Here is a 20,892-nt window from a genome sequence, read left to right on the forward strand (position 1 = left end):
GCTCCGCCCCTTCGACCCCGCCAGGGGGCTCTGCCCCCTGGACCCCCATCGGCCTTCGGCCTCGTCCTCAAACGCCGGACGGGCTGAAGATGCCTGGCGGAGCCCCCTGCAGGTGGGTGGGGGATCGGGATGGCGAGACTCGTCCTCACGCGCCGGGCTGGCCGGCGTGCACCTGGTCGGGCTGTTTCTCGCTTTGTGCCAGTTGATGTGGCCACCAGACCTTCGGGCCAATGTCCAGGAACAGGGACGTCACCAGGATCGAGCGGACGATGAAGGTGTCCAGGAGGACGCCCAGGGCTACGGTGAAGCCGATTTCGGCGAAGGCGACCATGGGGAGGGTGCCCAGGGCGGCGAAGGTGCCGGCGAGGACGAGGCCGGCTGAGGTGATGACCGCGCCGGTGGCGGCGAGGCCGGTGATGACGCCGGGGCGGGTGCCCTGGTGGGCTGCTTCCTCGCGGATGCGGGTGGTGAGGAAGATGTTGTAGTCGATGCCCAGGGCTACCAGGAAGACGAAGACGAAGAGGGGGAAGTCGGTCGACTCGCCCGCGTAGTCGAAGAGGTGGCGGAAGGCGAGTGCGCTGATGCCGAGGGCGGCCGCGAAGGACAGGATCACCGTGCCGATCAGCAGGAGCGGGGCGATCAGGGCGCGGAGCAGGGCGCAGAGGATCAGCAGGACCACCAGCAGGACCAGCGGGATGATCAGTATGTTGTCGTGGGTCGTCGCCTCGTCCATGTCGAGCAGTGCCGCCGTACCGCCGCCGACCTGGGCATCCGCGTCCGGTACCGCGTGGACGGCGTCGCGGACTCGTTCGACGGTCTGTTTCGCGGCCTCGCTGTCGGCGGGGGCGGTCATCGTCGCCTCGAAGAGCACCTTGCCTTCGTAGGAGGGTTCTGTGCCTGGTGGGAGGCCGAGGGAGGTGGGGACGACGCCCTCGGTCGCGGCCACGGCTCGGCCCACCTGTACGGCCTGGGCCTGGTTGCTGATGATGACCAGGGGGTCGCCGCTGCCGGCCGGGAAGTAGCGCTCGGAGATCTCCTGGCCGGTGATGGAGTCGGGTTTGTCCGTGAAGGCGTCGGCGTTGCTCAGGCCCTCGGCGCGGAGCTGGATCAGGCCGAGGGAGCAGACGGCGAGGGCGATGGCCGTGACCGTCCAGACCATGCGGGGACGGTGGGCGATACGGCGGCCCATGCGGGCCCAGATGCCTCGGGTCTCCGGGTTCTCCGTGCCCAGGTGGGGGATCACCGGCCAGAAGATCCAGCGGCCGAAGATGACCAGGAGGGCCGGGAACAGGGTGAGCATCGCGATCAGGGCCACCGCGACGCCGATCGCCGCCACCGGGCCGAGGCCGCGCGTCGAGTTCATCTCCGCCGCCAGCAGCACCAGCATGCTCAGCACGACGGTCGCGCCGGAGGCGATCACCGCCGGGCCCGCGCGGTGCAGGGCCAGGGCCATCGCCTCGTGGCGGTCCTCGTGACGGCGGAGTTCTTCCCGGTAGCGGGCGACCAGCAGCAGTGCGTAGTCCGTGCCCGCGCCGAAGACCAGGACCGTGAGGATGCCGGCGCTCTGGCCGTTCACCGTCAGGCCCGCGTGTTCCGCCAGGAGATAGATGAAGGCCTGCGCGCTGAACAGGGCGACGATCACGGCGACGAGGGGGACCAGGAGCAGGGTCGGGCTGCGGTAGGTGATCAGGAGCATGACGATGACGACCGCCATCGCAGAGAGCAGCAGGGTGGAGTCGATGCCCTCGAAGGCTTCGGAGAAGTCGGCGGAGGTGCCGCCGGGGCCCGTGATGTGCACGGCGAGTCCGGCACCGCCCGTGCCGACGACGTCCCTGATGGAGTCGACGGCGGGCGCGATGCGTTCCCAGCCCTTCTCGTCCATCGTGATCGGGACCTGGACCTGGGCCGCCTGCGGGTCCACCTCGCGGTTGAAGACCGGGCCGCGGGTCTCGGCGCCGCGGATGCCGTGGTCGGTGAGCTGCTTGAGCCGGGCGACGTCCTCGGTGATCGCCGCCCGGTCCTGGGCCGTCAGGCCGCCGTCACGGGCGTAGACGACGATCGCCGGGATCTGCTCCGGCCTGAAGTTCTCGGAGACTTCCAGGACTTGGGTGGATTCCGCGGACCCCGGCAGCCAGGACGCCGCGTCGTTGTCCTGTGCGTCGGTCAGCTTCTGTGCGAGCGGCGCCGTCAGGAACAGCGCCAGCAGCCACAGCACCAGCACGACCCACTTGGCACGCCGCCCGCAGACCAGATGCGCGACACCGCGGTTCTTCTTCATATCCACCCCCGCGACCGCGCCCCGTAAGGGGTGCGCGACCGGGACATTTGCGGCTCCGCCGGGCGGGCACGACCCGCCGTGGACGGTCCGCGGCGAACATACGACCGTTTCCTTCCCGGACCGATGCTGCTCACCCCCGGAGGGCATGGCAGGCTTGGGTCATGGCCGTGCAGATCAACCCCAGCATCCTGTCCGCCGACTTCGCTCGCCTCGCGGACGAGGCGAAGGCGGTCGAGGGAGCCGACTTCCTCCACGTCGACGTCATGGACAACCATTTCGTCCCGAACCTCACGCTCGGCGTGCCGGTCGTAGAGTCCTTGGCCCGTGCGACGGACACCCCGCTGGACTGCCATCTGATGATCGAGGCCCCCGATCGGTGGGCGCCCCAGTACGTCGAGGCGGGGGCCTCCTCCGTCACCTTCCATGTCGAGGCCGCCGCCGCCCCCGTGCGGCTCGCCCGGGAGATCAGGGCCAAGGGCGCCCGCGCCTCCATGGCGCTCAAGCCCGCGACGCCCATCGAGCCGTACGAGGATCTGCTCCCCGAACTCGACATGCTGCTGATCATGACGGTCGAGCCGGGCTTCGGTGGTCAGGCGTTTCTCGACATCATGCTTCCGAAGATCCGCCGCACTCGCGAGTTGATCAGCAAGCACGGCCTTCAGCTGTGGCTCCAGGTGGACGGCGGGGTCTCGGCCGCCACCATCGAGCGGTGCGCCGAGGCGGGCGCGGACGTATTCGTGGCCGGTTCGGCGGTGTACGGGGCCGAGGACCCCGCCGAGGCGGTACGTGCATTGCGCAAGCAGGCGGAGGGCGTCACGAAGACCGCCGCCTGGGCATGCGACCACTGAGCCAAGGGAACGTGAACGGCGCCCATCTGGGCGGATCAAGAGCGCCGGATCTGCAAGGATGAACGGCGAATCCAGAGTGTGAACAGCAGTGAGGAGATCGCCGTGTCGGGTATGTCGGCGGGCCGGTCAGCCATGCGGATGGGACCCGCTGAGCTGGTGCAGGCGGCGGCCATGGCCCGCCGCTTCTACCTCGAGGGCAAGTCCAAGATCCAGATCGCGGAGGAGTTCGGCGTCAGCCGCTTCAAGGTGGCCCGGGTCCTGGAGACCGCTCTCGAACGGGATCTGGTGCGCATCGAGATCCGAGTCCCGGCCGAGCTGGACGCGGAGCGCTCGGACGCGCTGCGCGCCCGTTACGGCCTCAGGCACGCCGTCGTGGTGGAGTCCCCGGCCGAGGCCGAGGAGACGCCCGACCCGGAGAACCTGGGAGAAGTGGCCGCCGACCTGCTCGGCGAGCTGGTCAACGAGGGGGATGTGCTGGGCCTGGCCTGGGGCCGGTCCACCATCCACATGGCGGCCGCCCTCGACCGGCTGCCGCCCTGCACGGTGGTGCAGCTGACGGGCGTGTACGACGCCGGGACCGCCGAGCGCGGTTCCGTGGAAGCCGTACGACGGGCCGCGCAGGTCTCCGGCGGCGACGCGCACCCCATCTACGCGCCGATGCTGCTGCCGGACGCGGCGACCGCGGCGGCGCTGCGCCACCAGACCGGGATCGCCCGGGCCTTCGAGTACTTCGACAAGGTCACGGTCGCCTGTGTCTCCATCGGCTCCTGGGAACCGGGCATCTCGACGGTGCACGACATGCTCAGCGACGAGGAGCGGGCCCACTACGCCTCGCTCGGCGTCGCCGCCGAGATGTCCGCGCACCTCTTCGACGCCGAGGGGCGCCGGGTCGGACGGGACCTCGGGGAGCGGTGCATCACCGTCAAGGCGGACCAGCTCCGCCGTATCCCGGAGGTCGTCGCCATCGCGGGCGGGGCGCGCAAGGCCGCCGCGATCGACGCGGTGCTGCGCTCCGGGCTCGTCACCAGCCTGGTGACGGACACCTCGGCGGCGGACGTGCTGATGACGGCGGGTACGACCCCGAAGTCGGCGCTCAACAGGTCCGACCCGGACGGACAGTGACGGTGTGTCAGCGGGGGGCGGCCGGTGGCCGCCCCCTCGTTCATCGACGATCACTACGAACTCGGCGGTACTGAGATGACGGACCTCGCGGTCACGCTGGACCTCGACGGGGTGACGGACAAGGCGGGCCTGATGGACCGCTGTGCCCTGACCCTGGAGTTCCCCGACTGGTTCGGCCGCAACTGGGACGCCCTCGCCGACAGCCTCTCCGATCCCTCCGTGTGGCCCGCGGACGCCGCGGACGGGCTGCTGGTCGTCGTACGGAACTGGCAGCCGTACGCGAAGGCGCGGCCCGAGGAGTGGGAGATCGCCCAGGAGGTGTTCTCCGCGGCCGTGGACCGGGCGCCGTCGCTCACTGTCATGCTCGCTCTCGGAGGATCCTCCTAAGGCCCCTCTGACCTGCTTGTATGAAGCGACCGTGCATCACGATCCGGTCAGCATGGGACAATGAAGTACGTGCTCTTCTCCCCTGGCTGACCTGTCCGGGGGCCACCTCTGATCGACTGGGATGTGCAGCACGTGCGTTTCCTCAATGACATCCAGCCCGCGTACGACCTGACGTACGACGACGTCTTCATGGTCCCGAGCCGCAGCGCGGTCGGCTCGCGGCAGGGCGTGGACCTCAGCTCCCCGGACGGCACGGGCACCACGATCCCGCTGGTCGTCGCCAACATGACCGCCATCGCCGGCCGCCGGATGGCCGAGACGATGGCCCGGCGCGGCGGCCTGGTCGTCATCCCGCAGGACATCCCGATCGACGTCGTCACGGACGTCGTCTCCTGGGTGAAGAGTCGCCACCACGTCCTCGACACCCCCATCGTGCTGGCCCCGCACCAGACCGTCGCCGACGCGCTGGCCCTGCTGCCCAAGCGCGCGCACAACGCCGGTGTGGTCGTCGACGACGACTTCAAGCCGATCGGTGTGGTCACCGACGCCGACCTGTCCGGCGTCGACCGCTTCACCCAGCTCGAAGTGGTCATGTCCCGCGACCTGCTGCTCCTCGACGCGGACCAGGACCCGCGCGAGGCCTTCAACACCCTCGACCACCACAACCGGCGCTACGCCCCGGCCGTCGACGCGGACGGCCGCCTCGCCGGCATCCTCACCCGCAAGGGCGCCCTGCGCGCCACGCTGTACACCCCGGCCGTCGACGCGAACGGCAAGCTGCGCATCGCGGCCGCCGTCGGCATCAACGGCGACGTGGCGGGCAAGGCCAAGCAGCTGCTCGACGCGGGCGTCGACACCCTCGTCATCGACACGGCGCACGGCCACCAGGAGTCGATGATCGCCGCGATCCGGACCGTGCGGGCGCTCGACCCGAAGGTGCCGATCGTCGCCGGCAACATCGTCGCCGCCGAGGGTGTGCGGGATCTGATCGAGGCGGGCGCCGACATCGTCAAGGTCGGGGTCGGTCCGGGTGCGATGTGCACGACCCGCATGATGACCGGCGTCGGCCGGCCGCAGTTCTCCGCCGTGCTGGAGTGCGCGGCCGAGGCGAAGAAGTACGGCAAGCATGTGTGGGCCGACGGTGGTGTGCGGCACCCGCGTGACGTCGCCATGGCGCTTGCCGCTGGTGCGTCCAACGTGATGGTCGGGTCCTGGTTCGCGGGGACGTACGAGTCGCCGGGCGACCTTCAGCAGGACGCCAACGGGCGGCTGTACAAGGAGTCGTTCGGCATGGCGTCCGCGCGTGCCGTGGCCAACCGTACGTCGGAGGAGTCGGCGTACGACCGTGCCCGTAAGGCGCTGTTCGAGGAGGGCATCTCGACCTCCCGGATGTTCCTCGACCCGGCGCGGCCGGGAGTGGAGGACCTGATCGACTCGATCATCGCGGGTGTGCGGTCGTCCTGCACGTACGCCGGTGCGGGGTCGCTGGAGGAGTTCGCGGAGAAGGCCGTCGTCGGCATCCAGAGCGCGGCCGGTTACGCCGAGGGCAAGCCGCTGCACGCCAGCTGGAGCTGACGCCTCGTCAACGCCGGTTCGCCCAATAGCTCGGGTACGGCTGTGTGAGGGCGGCCGCGGGTTCGTCGTGGCTGGTCGCGCAGTTCCCCGCGCCCCTTTAGGTGCGTGCAGTGGACGCCCCTTCAGGGGCGCGGGGAACTGCGCGACCAGCCCCCACGCAGCCGCACCTTGCAATGGTCGAAAGCCCCCCTGCAACGAACGTTCACCCAGTCGCCAGACACGCAATGATCATGCGGGCATACGCAAGGTTGCTGCATTTCATCCGCAACGTCACTCCTCATAGGCTGTCGCCTCGTACGTGGCGTGGCAGGGACCCCGCTCGGTCGGGTTCCTGCTGTCGCAGGGTGCCGCCGGTCCCCGCCGCGCCGAGAGGCAGCGACGAAGGAGTCAGCGCGTGCTCGACCAAGGCGCACCACCGCAGAACCGCCCCCAGACCGGCCCACCGTCCCCGGGCGTCGGCGCGCGCCTCATGCGTCGCAAGCCGGTGGAACACCTGGTCGCGGAGGGTGGCCAGGGTGAGGGAGGGTCGCTCAAGCGCTCCCTCGGCATGTGGCAGCTGACCATGATCAGCATCGGTGCCACCCTCGGCACCGGCATCTTCGTCGTCCTCGGCGACGCCGTCCCGGAGGCCGGCCCGGCCGTCACCCTGGCCTTCGTGATCGCCGGTCTGACGGCGCTCTTCTCGGCCCTGTCGTACGCCGAACTGGCCGGCAGCATCCCGGTCGCCGGCTCCTCGTACTCGTATGCGTACGCAACGATGGGTGAGCTCGTCGCCTGGGTCTGCGGCTGGTGTCTGGTGCTGGAGTACGGCGTCTCGGTGGCCGCGGTAGCCGTCGGCTGGGGCGAGTACCTCAACGAGCTGCTCGACGGGACGATAGGCGTCACCATCCCGTCCGTGCTCTCCTCGGCGCCCGGCGAGGGCGGGATCATCAACCTGCCCGCGCTGATCGTCGTCCTGCTGGCGATGGTGTTCCTGCTCGGCGGTGTCCGCGAGTCCGCACGCGCCAACACGATCATGGTCGCCGTCAAGATCGCCGCGCTGGTGCTGTTCTGCGCCGTCGGCTTCATGGGCTTCAAGTCCGGCAACTACTCGGACTTCATGCCGCTCGGCATGGCCGGCGTGAGCGCCGCGGGTGCGACGCTCTTCTTCTCGTACATCGGCTTCGACGCCGCCTCCACCGCCGGTGAGGAGGCCAAGGACCCCAAGAAGGACCTGCCGCGGGCGATCATGCTGTCGCTGATCATCGTGACGGCGCTGTACGTGCTCGTCGCGGGCGTCGCCGTCGGCGCCTGGAACTGGACCAAGTTCGAGGGCTCCGAGGCCTCCCTCGCCGCGATCATGAACGACGTCAGCGGCCAGAGCTTCTGGGGCACACTGCTCGCCCTCGGCGCCGTCATCTCCATCGCGAGCGTCGTCCTGACCGTGCTCTACGGCCAGACCCGCATCCTCTTCGCGATGTCCCGCGACGGCCTGGTGCCCAGGGCGCTCGGCAAGGTCCACCGGAAGACCGGTGCGCCGCGGCTCAACACGATCATCGTGTCCCTGTTCTGCGGTGTGCTCGCCGCCCTCATCCCGCTGGGCAAGCTCGTCGACGCCACCAGCATCGGCACGCTGTTCGCCTTCGCGCTGGTCAACATCGCGGTGATCGTGCTGCGCGTGAAGCGGCCCGAGCTCGAGCGCACGTTCAGGGTGCCGTTCGGGCCGGTGCTGCCGGTGCTGGGCTTCCTGTTCTGCGCGTACAACATGTTCAGCCTCGACACCGTGACCTGGGTGGTCTTCGGGTGCTGGATGGCCGCCGGACTCGTGTTCTACTTCCTGTACGGCTATCGCCGTTCCCGTCTTGCCGCGCAAGCAGCCACGCCAGAAGTGAAGTGAACCACCCGCAGTGCTGAACGATCTCGACGAACGCATCGTGCACGCCCTCGCCGAGGACGCCCGCCGCTCCTACGCGGACATCGGGCAGCTCGTCGGCCTGTCCGCGCCCGCCGTGAAGCGGCGCGTGGACCGGCTGCGCGCCACCGGGGCCATCACCGGCTTCACCGTACGGGTGGACCCGTCGGCCCTCGGCTGGGAGACCGAAGGGTTCGTCGAGATCTACTGCCGCCACAACACCTCGCCGGAGACGATTCGGCGAGGGCTCGAGCGGTATCAGGAGGTCGTCGCCGCGTCCACCGTCACCGGGGACGCGGACGCGGTCGTGCAGGTGTTCGCCTCGGACATGCGGCACTTCGAGCGGGTGCTGGAGCGGATCGCGGGGGAGCCGTTCGTGGAGCGGACCAAGTCGGTGCTGGTGTTGTCGCCGTTGCTGCGGAGGTTCTCCTCCGGGTCGCCGACGTAGCGCTCCGCGGGGTGGGCAGGGTGAGGGGGGTGCCTCGTCATGTCGTTCCTCGTCTGCGGCTTCGTTGTGGCTGGGCGCGCAGTTCCCCGCGCCCCTAAGGGCGCTAGTGCCTGCGTCTATTTCGCCTGCGCTCCCGCGCCAGGGGCGCCTACCATCGGTGCCATGACCTGGCGACATTGATCCACCAGCCGTGCCTCCCGAGGGCCGCCTCGGGCGCCGTACATCCGGTGTCCGAACAGTCCCTGCGGGAAGGCCTCATGACACTCTCACCTGCACGCGTGCCCGCCACCGGCGTCCGCCGCCTCACGGCCACGCTGTACGGCTACTCGTTCCTCGACGACTTCGTCCTGCTCTACCCGGTGTACGCGCTGCTGTTCGCCGACACCGGTCTGTCGCTCTGGCAGATCTCCTCCCTGTTCGCCCTGTGGTCGATCACCGGCGTCCTGCTGGAGGTCCCCTCCGGCGCCTGGGCCGACACCGTGTCGCGGCGCCGGCTGCTGTGGATCGGCCCGCTGCTCACCGCCGTCGGCTTCGCACTGTGGGTCGTCACCCCCTCGTACTGGGCCTTCGCGGTCGGCTTCGTGCTGTGGGGCGCCGGCGGAGCGCTCGGCTCCGGTGCGCTGGAGGCGCTGGTGTACGACGAGCTGGACCGGCTGGGTGCCGCCGACCAGTACGCGAGGGTCATGGGCCGGGCCCGGGCCGCGCGACTGGTGGGCACGATGGGCTCCGCCGGTCTCGCGGGGCCGGCCTTCGCGCTCGGCGGTTACCCCGTGGTCGGCGCGGCCAGCATCCTCGTCTGTCTGCTGACCGCCGCCACGGCGACCCGGTTCCCCGAGCACCGGGTGCGGCCGGCCACGGGGGAGGAGAGCTGGGCGACGACCCTGCGGACCGGGCTCGCCGAGGTCCGCGCTGACCGTTCCGTACGGGGTGCGCTGCTGCTGATCCCCGCAGTCGCCGCCGTCTGGGGCGCCCTCGACGAGTACACCCCGCTGCTGGTCCGGGACATCGGCGTCGCCGAGGCCACCGTCCCCTATCTGATCCTGCTGATCTGGGCCGGCGTCACCGCCGGAAGCCTCCTGACCGGACCGGCCGAACGCCTCGGCACGAGGGGACTCGCGGTACTGCTCGCGGCCGCCGCCCTCGCCATGGCCGTGGGCGCCGTCGCCGGCTCGGTGGCCGGCATCGCCCTCGTGGGCCTCGCCTTCGGCGGGTTCCAGGTGGCGGAGGTCCTCGCCGACGTCCGTCTCCAGCACCGCATCGACGACTCCCGCAGGGCCACGCTCACCTCCGTCGCGAGCCTGGGCACGGAGTTGGCCACGGTCGCCACGTTCGCCCTGTACGCGCTGCTCGGCACGGAACTGGCACACAGCACGGTGTTCGCGGTGCTGGCGATCCCGTACCTGGTGACCGCGCTGGCGCTGACTAGAAGTCGGGCCGCCACGGCACGACCGTGAAGTCCCCGGTGCCCTTCTTGACCCTCTCGAAGGGCGCCGAACTCACGCACTTGGGCAGCTCCTTGGTCTCGACGGGGTTGCCCGTCGACGCCCAGCTGTAGCCGAGCCGGTCGCGGTTGCCGAGGTCGTGGACGGTGACACCGACCCGCTTGCCCTCGGCGCCCGGCAGGTCGGAAGAGGTGATGACGCCGGACACGACCGCCACCTTGCCGCCGGTCAGCAGACAGTCGACCTTCGCCTTCGCCCGGGCGCCCTCGCCGTCGAGGTAGTGGCTGAACTCGAAGGTGCCGGTGGCCTTCGTCGGGTCGGCGGTGTCCTTGGCCGCCAGATGCGCGTCGAAGGAGAACGTGATGTCGTCCCCGGCCGAGCGGTACAGCTTCGCGGTGCCGGTGAGCGCGGCGGCCTCCCGCTGCCGGGATGCGTCCGAGTGCGACGCCGTGGCGGCCGAGGCCGCCCCGGCCGTGAGCAGCAGCGCGGAGCCGAGCACGACGATCTTGGTGAAGTGGTTCATCGCGGTCCTTTCGGCAGGTCAAGCGGACGGTTCCCACTCTCCCGGCGCCATGCTCGCGGCACATCGCGCCGGAGACGGGTCCCCGCCTCCGCCGCCAGGCGGGGACGCCGCAGAGCTCTGCGCCGCTGGGACGAGCGGGCCTACGCCCGAGGTCGCGCAACGAATCGCCGCCCACCCCCTCGTGCACGCAACGAACCGCTCACCGGCGCGCAACGGCTTCTTCTTGTCCGCCCTGGTCGGGCGCCCGTACCGTCTACGTGGCCCCCACAACCACCCCTCCACCCCGGTGAGGAACACGCATGCGCACCGCCCTGCTCCAGAGCTCCGGCCGCCCCGGCTCGACCGTCGAGAACCTCAAGGTTCTCGACGAGGCCGCGGGGCGTGCCGCCGCCGCGGGGGCGGGGCTGCTGGTCGCGCCGGAGATGTTCCTGACCGGGTACGCGATCGGCGACGACATCGGCCGGCTCGCCGAGCCGGCCGACGGTGAGTGCGCGGACGCCGTCGCCGAGAGCGCGACGCGGCACGGTCTGACGATCGCCTACGGCTACCCGGAGCGGGCGGGCAGGGCCGTGTACAACTCCGCGCAGCTGATCTCCGCCGACGGCACCCGGCTCGCCAACTACCGCAAGACCCACCTCTTCGGCTGCTTCGAGCGCGACCACTTCACGCCGGGTGAGACGCAGGTCGTCCAGGCCGAGGTCGACGGCGTCCGCGTCGGCATCCTGATCTGCTACGACGTCGAGTTCCCGGAGAACGTCCGCGCCCACGCCCTCGCCGGCACCGACCTGCTGATCGTGCCGACCGCGCAGATGCATCCGTTCCAGTTCGTCGCCGAGTCGATGATCCCGGTGCGGGCCTTCGAGAACCAGATGTACGTCGCGTACGTCAACCGGGTCGGGCGGGAGGGGGAGTTCGAGTTCGTCGGCCTCTCCACCCTCGCCGGCCCCGACGGAGTCGCCCGCACCCGCGCCGGCCGCGCCGAGGAACTCGTCCTCGCCGACGTCGACCCCGTCCTCCTCGCCGCCTCCCGCGAGGAGAACCCGTATCTGAAGGACCGCCGCCCCGGCCTCTACGGGTCGCTCGTCTGACATCCCCCCAGCCTCACCAGCAGCTTCTGCAAGGAGTCCGCACCCCATGACGTCCACGGTGCCCAACGCCGTCCAGCACGCCGACGAGCAGCAGCCGCCGATCACCATGTTCGGCCCGGACTTCCCGTACGCGTACGACGACTTCCTCGCCCACCCGGCCGGGCTCGGCCAGATACCGGCGACCGAGCACGGCACCGAGGTCGCGGTGATCGGCGGCGGTCTGTCCGGGATCGTGGCCGCGTACGAGCTGATGAAGATGGGGCTCAAGCCCGTCGTGTACGAGGCCGACCAGATCGGTGGGCGGCTGCGGACCGTCGGCTTCGACGGCCCCAACACCGAGGGACTCACCGCCGAGATGGGCGCGATGCGCTTCCCGCCGTCCTCCACGGCGCTCCAGCACTACATCGACCTGGTCGGCCTGGAGACCCAGCCCTTCCCCAACCCCCTCGCCGAGGCCACGCCTTCGACCGTCGTCGACCTCAAGGGCGAGTCGCACTACGCCGAGACCATCGACGACCTGCCGCAGGTCTACCGGGACGTCGCCGAGGCCTGGAACAAGTGCCTCGAAGAGGGCGCCGACTTCTCCGACATGAACCGCGCCATGCGGGAGCGGGACGTGCCGCGCATCCGGGAGATCTGGGCGAAGCTCGTCGAGAAGCTCGACAACCAGACGTTCTACGGCTTCCTCTGCGACTCCGAGGCGTTCAAGTCCTTCCGGCACCGCGAGATCTTCGGCCAGGTCGGCTTCGGCACCGGCGGCTGGGACACCGACTTCCCCAACTCCATCCTGGAGATCCTCCGTGTCGTCTACACCGAGGCCGACGACCACCACCGCGGCATCGTCGGCGGCTCCCAGCAGCTGCCGCTGCGCCTGTGGGAGCGCGAGCCGGAGAAGATCGTCCACTGGGCCTACGGCACCTCGCTCGCGAAGCTGCACGAGAACGGCGCGCCCCGCCCGGCCGTGACCCGGCTGCACCGCACCGCGGGCAACCGGATCACCGTGACCGACGCGAACGGCGACATCCGTACGTACCAGGCGGCGATCTTCACCGCCCAGTCCTGGATGTTGCTGTCGAAGATCGCCTGCGACGACTCGCTCTTCCCGATCGACCACTGGACCGCCATCGAGCGCACCCACTACATGGAGTCCTCGAAGCTCTTCGTGCCCGTGGACCGGCCGTTCTGGCTGGACAAGGACGAGGAGACCGGCCGGGACGTCATGTCGATGACGCTCACCGACCGTATGACGCGCGGCACCTACCTCCTCGACGACGGCCCGGACAAGCCCGCCGTCATCTGCCTCTCCTACACCTGGTGCGACGACAGCCTGAAGTGGCTGCCGCTGTCCGCGAGCGAGCGGATGGAGGTCATGCTGAAGTCGCTCGGCGAGATCTACCCGAAGGTCGACATCAGGAAGCACATCATCGGCAACCCGGTGACGGTGTCCTGGGAGAACGAGCCGTACTTCATGGGCGCGTTCAAGGCCAACCTCCCCGGCCACTACCGCTACCAGCGGCGCCTGTTCACGCACTTCATGCAGGACCGGCTGGACGAGGACAAGCGGGGCATCTTCCTCGCCGGTGACGACATCTCCTGGACGGCCGGCTGGGCCGAGGGCGCCGTCCAGACCGCGCTGAACGCGGTCTGGGGCGTCATGCACCACTTCGGCGGTGCCACCGACGCGACCAACCCGGGGCCGGGCGACGTCTACGACGAGATCGCGCCTGTCGAGCTGCCGGAGGACTGACCGGCGTTCACGCGCGAACCGCTGCCGGACCCGGATCAGTCCGGCAGCGGCGTGAGCATCATGCGTCCCGCGAACCCCACGGCCGCGTCCAGCCGCTCGGTGAACTCCTCGGCGACGTCGGGCAGTCGGCGCAGCGCCCACAGTGCCCGCGCCGTCGACCAGGTGGCGTCCCGGGCCCGCTCCAGGCTCCAGGAGCCGAGCAGATGGGTGAGCGGGTCGGCGATCTGGAGCAGGTCGGGACCCGGCATCAGCTCTTCGCGGACGTGCTCCTCCAGCGAGACGAGGAGATCACCCACCCGATCGAACTCGTCCTCCAGATCGGCGGGTTCGCAGTCGAGGCTACGACAGGCGTCCACCACGGCGAGCGCCAGATCGTGGCCGATGTGCGCGTTGATGCCCGCGAGCGCGAACTGCAACGGACGTACGCCGGGATGCCGGCGCATCTGGAACAGGGGCCGCCAGCAGGCGGGCGGGCGCCGCTCGTCCTCGGCCCGCTCCACCGCCGCGAGATAGCGCTCCGCGAACCGCACGTCCAGCGTGATCGCCGCCCGCGCGTCCGTGAACCGGCCCTCGTCGATGTGCCGGTCGACGGCCTCGGTGACGGTGAGGTAGACGCGGTTGAAGACGGACACTCCGTCGCGTTCGGGCAGGGTCGCGTGGAGGGCGCGCATACGGGAGATGACGGCGTCCACGGGTGTGGTGAATTGTTCGCATTGCGCCATGGGGGCAGAGTCCCAGCTCTAGGCTGGCGGAAGTGTCGGCGGGCCCGGCGCTTCCCCAGAACGGGGGAACGCGCCCGCCGTTGGGGGAGGGGGAGCAGGACGGTGCCAGGCTTACGTGCCCAGCGACTGGCCGCACGCAGGTCCGAGCGCAGGAGGGCGGCCCGGCGCCATGCCATGGTCGTGGCGGCCTGCGTCGTGGTCGCCGTCGGCACCGCCACCGGCATGATCTCCGCACTCGACGGCAGAGGGCGCTCCGACGAGGCCGGGCCGCCCGAGGTGACGCGCTCGCCGAGCCTGGACTCCCTGCCCCTCGTGCCCTCGCCGTCCCTGTCGGTCACGAAGTCCCCGTCCCCGAAGCCGACTTCACCGTCCCCGAAGGAGAAGAAGGCCGGCCCGGCGAGCCCGGCGCCCTCCCCGACCAGGACCGAGAGGACTCGGCAGCCGACCGTGGTCTCCGCCCGTCTCTACCGCCACCCGGACTCCCAGGTGCTGGAGTGGGTCCGCGGCAACGCCGCGGACCCGCGCCACGCCGTCATCGCGTCCCGGATCGCCGCCCAGCCGGCCGCCGTGTGGTTCGCCGACTTCACGCCGGACACCGTCACCGCCCGGGTCCGCGCGGTCACTTCGGGCGGCTCCGCGCTGGGGCGGGTGCCGGTGGTGGTGCCGTACGCGATACCGGACCGCGACTGCGGCGGGCACTCCCAGGGCGGGGCGCCCGACCTCGACGCCTACGACGCCTGGATCGACAGGTTCGCCGCCGGGCTCGGCTCCTCCGACGTCATCGTGATCCTGGAGCCCGACTCCGTCGCCCAGTCCGAGTGCCTCTCCGCCACCGAACGCGCCGACCGCTTCGCCTCGTTGGCCCGCGCGGGCCGCGCCATCAAGACGGCGAACCCCAAGGCACGTGTCTACTACGACGCCGGGCACTCCGGCTGGCACGCGCCCGGCAAACAGGCTCAGTGGCTGCGACAGGCCGGCGCCGCCTCGTCCGCGTCCTCCGACGGCGTCTTCAGCAACGTCTCCAACTTCCACGCCACCACCGCCGAGATCGCCTACGACCGGCAGGTCCTCGACGCCCTCGGCGGCCCCGCGAGCCTGGGTGCCGTGATCGACACCAGCCGCAACGGCGCCGGCGCCCCCGCCGACGGGGAGTGGTGCGACCCCGCAGGGCGCAAGCTGGGCCGGGCGCCGACGCTCAGCACGGGGGAGTCGCGGATCGACGGCTACCTGTGGGTGAAGCTGCCCGGGGAGTCGGACGGCTGCAAGGGCAGGCCGGGGACCTTCACCGCGTCGTACGCCTACGACCTGGCGCGCTGAGCCCCGTCGCCGCTGTCACTCTCGTCGCCGGACCGGCCCTCCTCGTCGTAGGACGACGTGCCCTCGTCGAGCAGCGGCTCCTGCGTCTTGAGGTGGGCCGGGGCGAAGGCCCGCAGCGCGTGGTAGCCGGTGATGACGACGAGCGTGCCCAGGGCGATGCCGCTGAGCTCGAAGGTGTCGGTGAACTCCATGGTGACGTTGCCGACGCCGATGATGATGCCCGCCGCCGCCGGGACGAGGTTGAGCGGATTGCGCAGGTCGACCTTGGCGTTGATCCAGATCTGCGCGCCGAGCAGGCCGATCATGCCGTACAGGATGACCGTGATGCCGCCGAGGACGCCGCCCGGGATCGCGGCCACGACCGCGCCGAACTTCGGGCAGACGCCGAAGAGCAGCGCGAAGCCGGCGGCGGCCCAGTAGGCGGCGGTCGAGTAGACGCGGGTCGCGGCCATCACGCCGATGTTCTCGGAGTACGTGGTGTTGGGCGGGCCGCCCACCGCCGTGGAGAGCACGGAGGCGACGCCGTCCGCGGAGATCGCGGTGCCCAGCTTGTCGTCCAGGTTGTCGCCGGTCATCTCGCCGACCGCCTTGACGTGCCCGGCGTTCTCGGCGACCAGGGCGATGACGACGGGCAGCGCCACCAGGATCGCCGACCACTGGAAGGACGGGCCGTGCAGGTCCGGCAGGCCGATCCAGTCGGCCTTCGCGACCCCGGAGAGGTCGAGCCGCCAGTGGTCGGTGAGCTTGCCGCTCGCGTCCACCGAGTGGATCTTCCCGAAGATCCGGTCGAAGGCCCAGGAGACGCCGTAGCCGAAGACCAGACCCAGGAAGATCGCGATCCGGGACCAGAACCCGCGCAGACAGACCACCGCGAGCCCGGTGAACAGCATCACCAGCAGCGCCGTCCACTGGTCCTGCGGCCAGTACGTCGAGGCCGTCACCGGGGCGAGGTTGAAGCCGATCAGCATCACGACGGCGCCGGTGACGATCGGCGGCATCGTGGCGTGGATGATCCGCGCGCCGAACCGCCGCACGGCCAGACCGACCAGGAACAGCACGACGCCCACGACGAGGACCGCGCCGGTGACGGTCGCACTCGTACCGCCGTCGGCCCGGATGACCGCCGCGACCCCGACGAAGGAGAGGGAGCAGCCGAGGTAGCTGGGCACCCGGCCGCGGGTGGCGAGCAGGAAGACCAGCGTCGCGACACCGGACATCATGATCGCCAGGTTGGGGTCGAGCCCCATCAGGACCGGCGCCACGAAGGACGCGCCGAACATGGCCACCACGTGCTGGGCGCCGAGCCCGACGGTGCGGGGCCACGAGAGCCGTTCGTCGGGGCGGACCACCGCTCCGGGCGCCGGCGTGCGTCCGTCGCCGTGCAGTTTCCAGCGGACGCCGAGATCCATGGTGCGGTTTCGCTTTCGTCGTGCGGGTGGGTGACCGGACCATTGTCAGGTACGCCGTGAGACGCGCCGACCGGGGTGGGCCGCCGCTGACCAGGGCCGACCAGCGGGCCGACCAGAGGGCCGATCAAGCATACTGAGCGACCGCTTAGGATGAGGAGAGTCATCCCGTACGTCCCAGGAGTCCCGCACGTGACCGCCGAAGCCCTCACCGCCCCCGCCCTCTCCCACGGCCGGCTCGTCCCCGTCACCGTCCACTTCGACGACCTGGACGCGCTCGGACTGCTGCACAACGCCCGCTACCCGCTCATGGTCGAGCGGGCCTGGGCCCAGCTGTGGCAGGAGCACGGCTTCCACTTCGAGGGCGACTGGGCGGCCGCCGGGGACGCCTGCAACGCCGTGAAGGAACTGCGCATCAGCTACGAGGCACCGGTCACCAAGCCGGGCGCCTACGCCGTCCACCTCTGGCTGGAGCGGCTCGGCAACACCGGACTGACGTACGGCTTCCGCTTCTGCTCGGCCGACGGGGCGGTCACCTACGCCCACGGCAGCCGGGTCCTGGTCCGGCTGGACGCCGGGACGTTGCGGCCGGCGCCGTGGAGCGAGGGCTTCAGGGCCGCGGGTCGGGAACTGCTGCGTCCGGCCGGCTGACCTTCGGGCGGTCGCGGTCACCGGCGCGCAGGACGCGCGCGAACAGGACGAGGCCGAAGGACAGCACGGTCACCAGGCAGAAGGACACCATCAGACTGGTGGCCTGGGCGATCCCGCCGATCGCGCTCGGCGCGATCAGACCCGAGGTGTACGTGATCGTGGCGACGCCCGCGATGGCCAGCGAAGGGTTGTTGCCGCTGCGGCCGGCGGCCGCGAAGCAGAGCGGCACGACCACCGCGATGCCCAGACCCAGCAGCGCGAACCCGGTCATCGCCACGGCCGGCTGGTCCGACACCACGATCAGCAGACCGCCGAGTGTCGCGAGCACACCGCTGAACCGGACCGTGCGCACGGCGCCGTAGCGGTCCACGATCCGGTCCCCGGCGATCCGGGCGAGCGCCATGGTCAGGGTGAAGCCGGTCGTGCACGCCGCCGCCAGTCCGGCCGAGGTCTCCAGCTGGTCCCGCAGATAGACCGCCGACCAGTCCAGGCTCGCGCCCTCCGCGAAGACCGCGCAGAACCCGACCGCGCCGATGAGCAGCGCCGACTTCGGCGGCAGCGCGAACCGGGGCGGCGGCTCCTCGTCCTCGGCGGGCTGAAGGTCGAGCACCCACTGGCAGGCCGCCACACCGAGGACGGTCAGGGTCACCGCGGCCAGCGCGTGGTGCAGCCGGGCGTCCGAACCCAGGTGGGCCGCGAGGGTGCCGGCCGCCGAGCCGATCAGGGCGCCCGCGCTCCACATGCCGTGCAGCCCGGACATGATCGACCGGCCGAGACGGTTCTCGACCTCGACGCCGAGCGCGTTCATCGCCACGTCCGCCATGCCCGCGGTCGCGCCGTAGACGAACAGCGCCAGGCACAGGGTCAGCAGGTTGGGGGCGAGGGAGGGCAGGACGAGGGCGAGGGTCCACAGGGCGATCAGTCCGCGCAGGGCGTTCCGGGCGCCGAAGCGGTGGCTGATGCTGCCCGCCAGCGGCATCGCGACGGAGGCGCCGAGCGCGGGAAAGGCGAGCGCCAACCCCAGCTGGCCCGCGCTGACCCCGGCATGGTCCTGGATCCATGGCACCCGTGTCGCGAACGAGCCGGTGACGGCGCCGTGCACGGCGAAGACGGCCGCCACGGCGTACCGGGCGCGCTTCACCTCGCGCAGGTCGTAGACCACCTCACCCATTGTCCGGCCCCTCCCGGTCCTCGCTCCGCGCGGACTTCGTTCCCTGTGCACTGCACTCTGTGTTGACGCCGCGCGTAAACTATCAGGGTCCCTGCCTGATAGATAGGGGATATCCCGGCCGCCCGCCGCACGCCCCCGCCGATCTGGAAGGATCCCGGCATGCCCGCATCCCCGAGCACCGCCCGGGCCATCAACGACCGGCTCGCCCTGCGACTGCTCCAGCAGGAGGGCCCGCTGACGGCAGGGCAGTTGAAGCAGTTGACCGGCCTGTCCCGGCCGACCGTCGCCGACCTCGTCGAACGCCTCTCCGCCGCCGGCCTGATCGCGGTCGCCGGCGAGGCCGGCGAGCAGCGGCGCGGTCCGAACGCCAAGTTGTACGGCATCGTCGCCGACCGCGCCCATCTGGCGGCGCTGGACGTCCGTACCGAAGGCGTCTCCGTGGTGGTGTCCGACCTGGTCGGGGCCGTGCTCGCCGAGGCGTCGGTACCGATCGGCGGCGACACCGGGACCGGGCCGGCGGTGGAGCAGGCGGTCACGCTCGTGGAGCGGGTAGCGAAGGAGGCGGGAGCCGACCGGCTCCATACGGTGGGGATAGGCGCCCCGGGCCTGATCGACCCGGCGAGCGGCGAGCTCCGTGTCTCCACCGGCCTGCCCGAATGGCACCGCCGCCTGGTCGAGGCCCTCCAGGAAAGGTTCCCCGAGGCCCGCGTCAACGTCGAGAACGAGACCAACCTCGCCGCCCTCGCCGAACAGCGCGACGGCGTGGCCCGCGACCGCGACACCTTCGTCCTGCTCTGGCTCGGCCACGGCACGGGCGCCGCCGTGGTCCTCGACGGTGCGCTGCGCCGAGGAGCCTCCGGCGGCACCGGCGAGATCGGCTTCCTGCCGGTACCGGGCACCTCGGGACTGCCGTCGGCGGTGGACTGCGAGGGCGGGTTCCACTCCCTGGCGGGGTCGGCGGCGATCGTGGAGTTGGCGGGGGCGCACGGGTTGCCGACCGAGGGCGCGTCGGCGCACGAGCCGCCCGCCGCCGGGGTGGTCAGGGCGGCTGTGGGGCTGGTGGGCGCAGACGACGCCGAGGCCGCCGAGTCCGTGAGGGCCTCCGGCCAGGAACGCGACATCGCCTCCGTGGACCGTTTCCTCGACGCCCTCGCCGACCGTCTCGCCGTGGGGGTCGCCTCCGTCGTCGCCATCCTCGACCCCGGCTGTGTCGTCCTCGGCGGGGAGGTCGGACAGGTCGGCGGGGAGGTGCTCGCCGGGCGGGTGGAGCAGCGGATCCGACGGATGTCGCCGTTGGCGACCGTGGTCCGGCCCACCGGCCTGGGCGGCGCCGCCGTCCTGCGCGGAGCACTGCTCACGGCGCGGGACGCCGCGCAGGACGAGCTGTTCGGGCCGCCGGACCGGTGACCCGGACCAGGCAGGCCCTGGTCAGACCCCCTGCCCACCCCCGAACCGCCGCTCCAGGTACTCCTCGAACGTCCCCTTGCCCACCGCCTGCCCCGGCGCCAGATGACCGCCCGAGCGGAAGCCGTCGTACGCCTTCCCCCGCAGCGGCACGCGCAGCACGACGCGCCTGCGGCCCGTCGCCTCGAGGTACGCGCGGGCCAGCGAGTCGAAGGTCCGCACCTCGGGCCCGCCCATGTCCTCGACGCGTCCGGCCGGGGCGTCCAGTGCCAGTTCGGCGAGGCGGGCCGCGACCTCCGCGACCTCGACGGGCTGGTCCTTCACTCGGGCCGGCAGCAGCATGACCGGCGACTTGGCGAGGATCCCCAGCACCCGCACCACCAGATCGTGGAACTGGGTCGCGCGCAGCACGGTCCAGCCGAGCCCCGACTCCTCGACCAGCCGCTCCACGGCGAGCTTGGCCTTGTAGTAGCCGAAGGGCACCCGGTCGACGCCGACGATCGAGATGTACACGAGGTGCCGCACACCGGCCCTGCGCGCCGCCGCGATCAGACGCGCCGCCGCCTCCTCGTCACCGCCGCCCGCCGAGGTCGCGCAGTGCACGACCGTGTCCACGCCGTCCAGCGCCGCGTCCAGGCCGGGCCCGCCCTTGCGCAGGTCGACGGCGTACGGCTGGGCGTGCCGGCTGAGCACCCGCACCTCGTGGCCGTCCGCCCGCAACCGCTCGGTGACGAGCCTGCCGAGTGTGCCGGTGCCGCCGGTCACGAGGATCGTGGTCATGCTGTTCAGCCCCTTCGGACGCCGGGCACTCCCGGCTGGAGCACCCCTCGTCAGCTGGGACCGAGTACCCCGCGTGAAATGTGACACCCGGG

The 20,892-nt window shown here is 71.1% G+C and carries 18 protein-coding genes; 12 read left to right on the plus strand and 6 right to left on the minus strand.

Going from position 1 to position 20,892, the window contains the following annotated elements; genetic code table 11:
• Positions 1–145: 145 nt before the first annotated feature.
• Entirely contained in the window at positions 146–2,278 is a 2,133-nt protein-coding gene (locus L0P92_RS11495) for an MMPL family transporter (protein ID WP_234762458.1), read from the minus strand.
• 161 nt (positions 2,279–2,439) lie between these two features.
• On the opposite strand from L0P92_RS11495, the gene rpe reads away from it, so the two are divergent.
• The 7 genes from rpe (at position 2,440) to L0P92_RS11530 (ending at position 10,003) form a co-directional block, all read left to right on the plus strand.
• A complete protein-coding gene (gene rpe, locus L0P92_RS11500) occupies positions 2,440–3,126 on the plus strand; it encodes a ribulose-phosphate 3-epimerase (RefSeq protein WP_234762459.1) in 687 nt (228 codons plus the stop codon).
• A 78-nt stretch (positions 3,127–3,204) separates the two neighbouring features.
• On the plus strand, positions 3,205–4,248 hold the full coding sequence (locus L0P92_RS11505) for a sugar-binding transcriptional regulator (RefSeq protein ID WP_234762460.1): 1,044 nt from the start codon (positions 3,205–3,207) through the stop codon (positions 4,246–4,248).
• Positions 4,249–4,323: 75 nt separating this feature from the next.
• The gene (locus L0P92_RS11510; protein ID WP_234762499.1) at positions 4,324–4,635 is read left to right on the plus strand and encodes a barstar family protein; all 312 of its coding nucleotides are present in this window, start codon (positions 4,324–4,326) and stop codon (positions 4,633–4,635) included.
• Between the two features lie 132 nt (positions 4,636–4,767).
• Positions 4,768–6,210, plus strand: a complete 1,443-nt coding sequence (locus L0P92_RS11515; protein WP_234762461.1) for a GuaB1 family IMP dehydrogenase-related protein — start codon at positions 4,768–4,770, stop codon at positions 6,208–6,210.
• Between the two features lie 394 nt (positions 6,211–6,604).
• Positions 6,605–8,086, plus strand: a complete 1,482-nt coding sequence (locus L0P92_RS11520; RefSeq protein WP_234762462.1) for an amino acid permease — start codon at positions 6,605–6,607, stop codon at positions 8,084–8,086.
• Between the two features lie 10 nt (positions 8,087–8,096).
• Positions 8,097–8,549 carry an Lrp/AsnC family transcriptional regulator gene (locus L0P92_RS11525; RefSeq protein ID WP_062713983.1) on the plus strand — a complete coding sequence of 151 codons (453 nt, stop codon included), beginning with the start codon at positions 8,097–8,099 and terminating at the stop codon, positions 8,547–8,549.
• Between the two features lie 257 nt (positions 8,550–8,806).
• The gene (locus L0P92_RS11530; protein WP_234762463.1) at positions 8,807–10,003 is read left to right on the plus strand and encodes an MFS transporter; all 1,197 of its coding nucleotides are present in this window, start codon (positions 8,807–8,809) and stop codon (positions 10,001–10,003) included.
• Here L0P92_RS11530 and L0P92_RS11535 read toward each other — a convergent pair.
• Entirely contained in the window at positions 9,972–10,514 is a 543-nt protein-coding gene (locus L0P92_RS11535; protein ID WP_234762464.1) for a Repetin, read from the minus strand. The genes L0P92_RS11530 and L0P92_RS11535 overlap by 32 nt on opposite strands.
• Positions 10,515–10,813: 299 nt before the next feature.
• On the opposite strand from L0P92_RS11535, the gene L0P92_RS11540 reads away from it, so the two are divergent.
• Both L0P92_RS11540 and L0P92_RS11545 read left to right on the plus strand, forming a co-directional pair.
• Positions 10,814–11,602 carry a carbon-nitrogen hydrolase family protein gene (locus tag L0P92_RS11540; RefSeq protein ID WP_234762465.1) on the plus strand — a complete coding sequence of 263 codons (789 nt, stop codon included), beginning with the start codon at positions 10,814–10,816 and terminating at the stop codon, positions 11,600–11,602.
• A gap of 46 nt (positions 11,603–11,648) precedes the next feature.
• Positions 11,649–13,349, plus strand: coding sequence for a flavin monoamine oxidase family protein (locus tag L0P92_RS11545; protein WP_234762466.1), 1,701 nt, complete (start codon positions 11,649–11,651; stop codon positions 13,347–13,349).
• Between the two features lie 35 nt (positions 13,350–13,384).
• Here the strand turns inward: L0P92_RS11545 and L0P92_RS11550 are convergent, their stop codons facing one another.
• The gene (locus L0P92_RS11550) at positions 13,385–14,071 is read right to left on the minus strand and encodes a DUF5995 family protein (RefSeq protein ID WP_234762467.1); all 687 of its coding nucleotides are present in this window, start codon (positions 14,069–14,071) and stop codon (positions 13,385–13,387) included.
• A 174-nt stretch (positions 14,072–14,245) separates the two neighbouring features.
• On the opposite strand from L0P92_RS11550, the gene L0P92_RS11555 reads away from it, so the two are divergent.
• Positions 14,246–15,388, plus strand: a complete 1,143-nt coding sequence (locus L0P92_RS11555; protein WP_234762500.1) for a glycoside hydrolase family 6 protein — start codon at positions 14,246–14,248, stop codon at positions 15,386–15,388.
• Here the strand turns inward: L0P92_RS11555 and L0P92_RS11560 are convergent.
• Positions 15,370–16,797, minus strand: a complete 1,428-nt coding sequence (locus L0P92_RS11560; RefSeq protein WP_234762468.1) for a uracil-xanthine permease family protein — start codon at positions 16,795–16,797, stop codon at positions 15,370–15,372. The genes L0P92_RS11555 and L0P92_RS11560 overlap by 19 nt on opposite strands.
• Positions 16,798–16,986: 189 nt before the next feature.
• Here L0P92_RS11560 and L0P92_RS11565 point away from each other — a divergent pair, with 189 nt between their 5' ends.
• Positions 16,987–17,445 (plus strand): acyl-CoA thioesterase, encoded by a 459-nt coding sequence (locus L0P92_RS11565; RefSeq protein ID WP_234762469.1) that lies wholly within the window; start codon positions 16,987–16,989, stop codon positions 17,443–17,445.
• Here L0P92_RS11565 and L0P92_RS11570 read toward each other — a convergent pair.
• The gene (locus L0P92_RS11570) at positions 17,405–18,616 is read right to left on the minus strand and encodes an MFS transporter (protein WP_234762470.1); all 1,212 of its coding nucleotides are present in this window, start codon (positions 18,614–18,616) and stop codon (positions 17,405–17,407) included. The genes L0P92_RS11565 and L0P92_RS11570 overlap by 41 nt on opposite strands.
• A 159-nt stretch (positions 18,617–18,775) precedes the next feature.
• Here L0P92_RS11570 and L0P92_RS11575 point away from each other — a divergent pair, with 159 nt between their 5' ends.
• Positions 18,776–20,023, plus strand: coding sequence for an ROK family transcriptional regulator (locus tag L0P92_RS11575; protein WP_234762471.1), 1,248 nt, complete (start codon positions 18,776–18,778; stop codon positions 20,021–20,023).
• A 21-nt stretch (positions 20,024–20,044) separates the two neighbouring features.
• Here the strand turns inward: L0P92_RS11575 and L0P92_RS11580 are convergent, their stop codons facing one another.
• On the minus strand, positions 20,045–20,800 hold the full coding sequence (locus L0P92_RS11580) for an SDR family oxidoreductase (protein ID WP_234762472.1): 756 nt from the start codon (positions 20,798–20,800) through the stop codon (positions 20,045–20,047).
• Positions 20,801–20,892 lie beyond the last annotated feature (92 nt).

It is taken from the genome of Streptomyces muensis, assembly GCF_021474425.1.
GTDB classification, from domain to species: Bacteria; Actinomycetota; Actinomycetes; order Streptomycetales; family Streptomycetaceae; genus Streptomyces; species Streptomyces muensis.

Coding starts and splice junctions, on each gene's coding strand:
- L0P92_RS11495 (WP_234762458.1), bottom strand. CDS start 2,278: ATGAAGAAGAACCGCGGTGTCGCGCATCTGGTCTGCGGGCGGCGTGCC.
- rpe (WP_234762459.1), top strand. CDS start 2,440: ATGGCCGTGCAGATCAACCCCAGCATCCTGTCCGCCGACTTCGCTCGC.
- L0P92_RS11510 (WP_234762499.1), top strand. CDS start 4,324: ATGACGGACCTCGCGGTCACGCTGGACCTCGACGGGGTGACGGACAAG.
- L0P92_RS11530 (WP_234762463.1), top strand. CDS start 8,807: ATGACACTCTCACCTGCACGCGTGCCCGCCACCGGCGTCCGCCGCCTC.
- L0P92_RS11535 (WP_234762464.1), bottom strand. CDS start 10,514: ATGAACCACTTCACCAAGATCGTCGTGCTCGGCTCCGCGCTGCTGCTC.
- L0P92_RS11540 (WP_234762465.1), top strand. CDS start 10,814: ATGCGCACCGCCCTGCTCCAGAGCTCCGGCCGCCCCGGCTCGACCGTC.
- L0P92_RS11545 (WP_234762466.1), top strand. CDS start 11,649: ATGACGTCCACGGTGCCCAACGCCGTCCAGCACGCCGACGAGCAGCAG.
- L0P92_RS11550 (WP_234762467.1), bottom strand. CDS start 14,071: ATGGCGCAATGCGAACAATTCACCACACCCGTGGACGCCGTCATCTCC.
- L0P92_RS11555 (WP_234762500.1), top strand. CDS start 14,246: ATGGTCGTGGCGGCCTGCGTCGTGGTCGCCGTCGGCACCGCCACCGGC.
- L0P92_RS11560 (WP_234762468.1), bottom strand. CDS start 16,797: ATGGATCTCGGCGTCCGCTGGAAACTGCACGGCGACGGACGCACGCCG.
- L0P92_RS11570 (WP_234762470.1), bottom strand. CDS start 18,616: ATGGGTGAGGTGGTCTACGACCTGCGCGAGGTGAAGCGCGCCCGGTAC.
- L0P92_RS11575 (WP_234762471.1), top strand. CDS start 18,776: ATGCCCGCATCCCCGAGCACCGCCCGGGCCATCAACGACCGGCTCGCC.
- L0P92_RS11580 (WP_234762472.1), bottom strand. CDS start 20,800: ATGACCACGATCCTCGTGACCGGCGGCACCGGCACACTCGGCAGGCTC.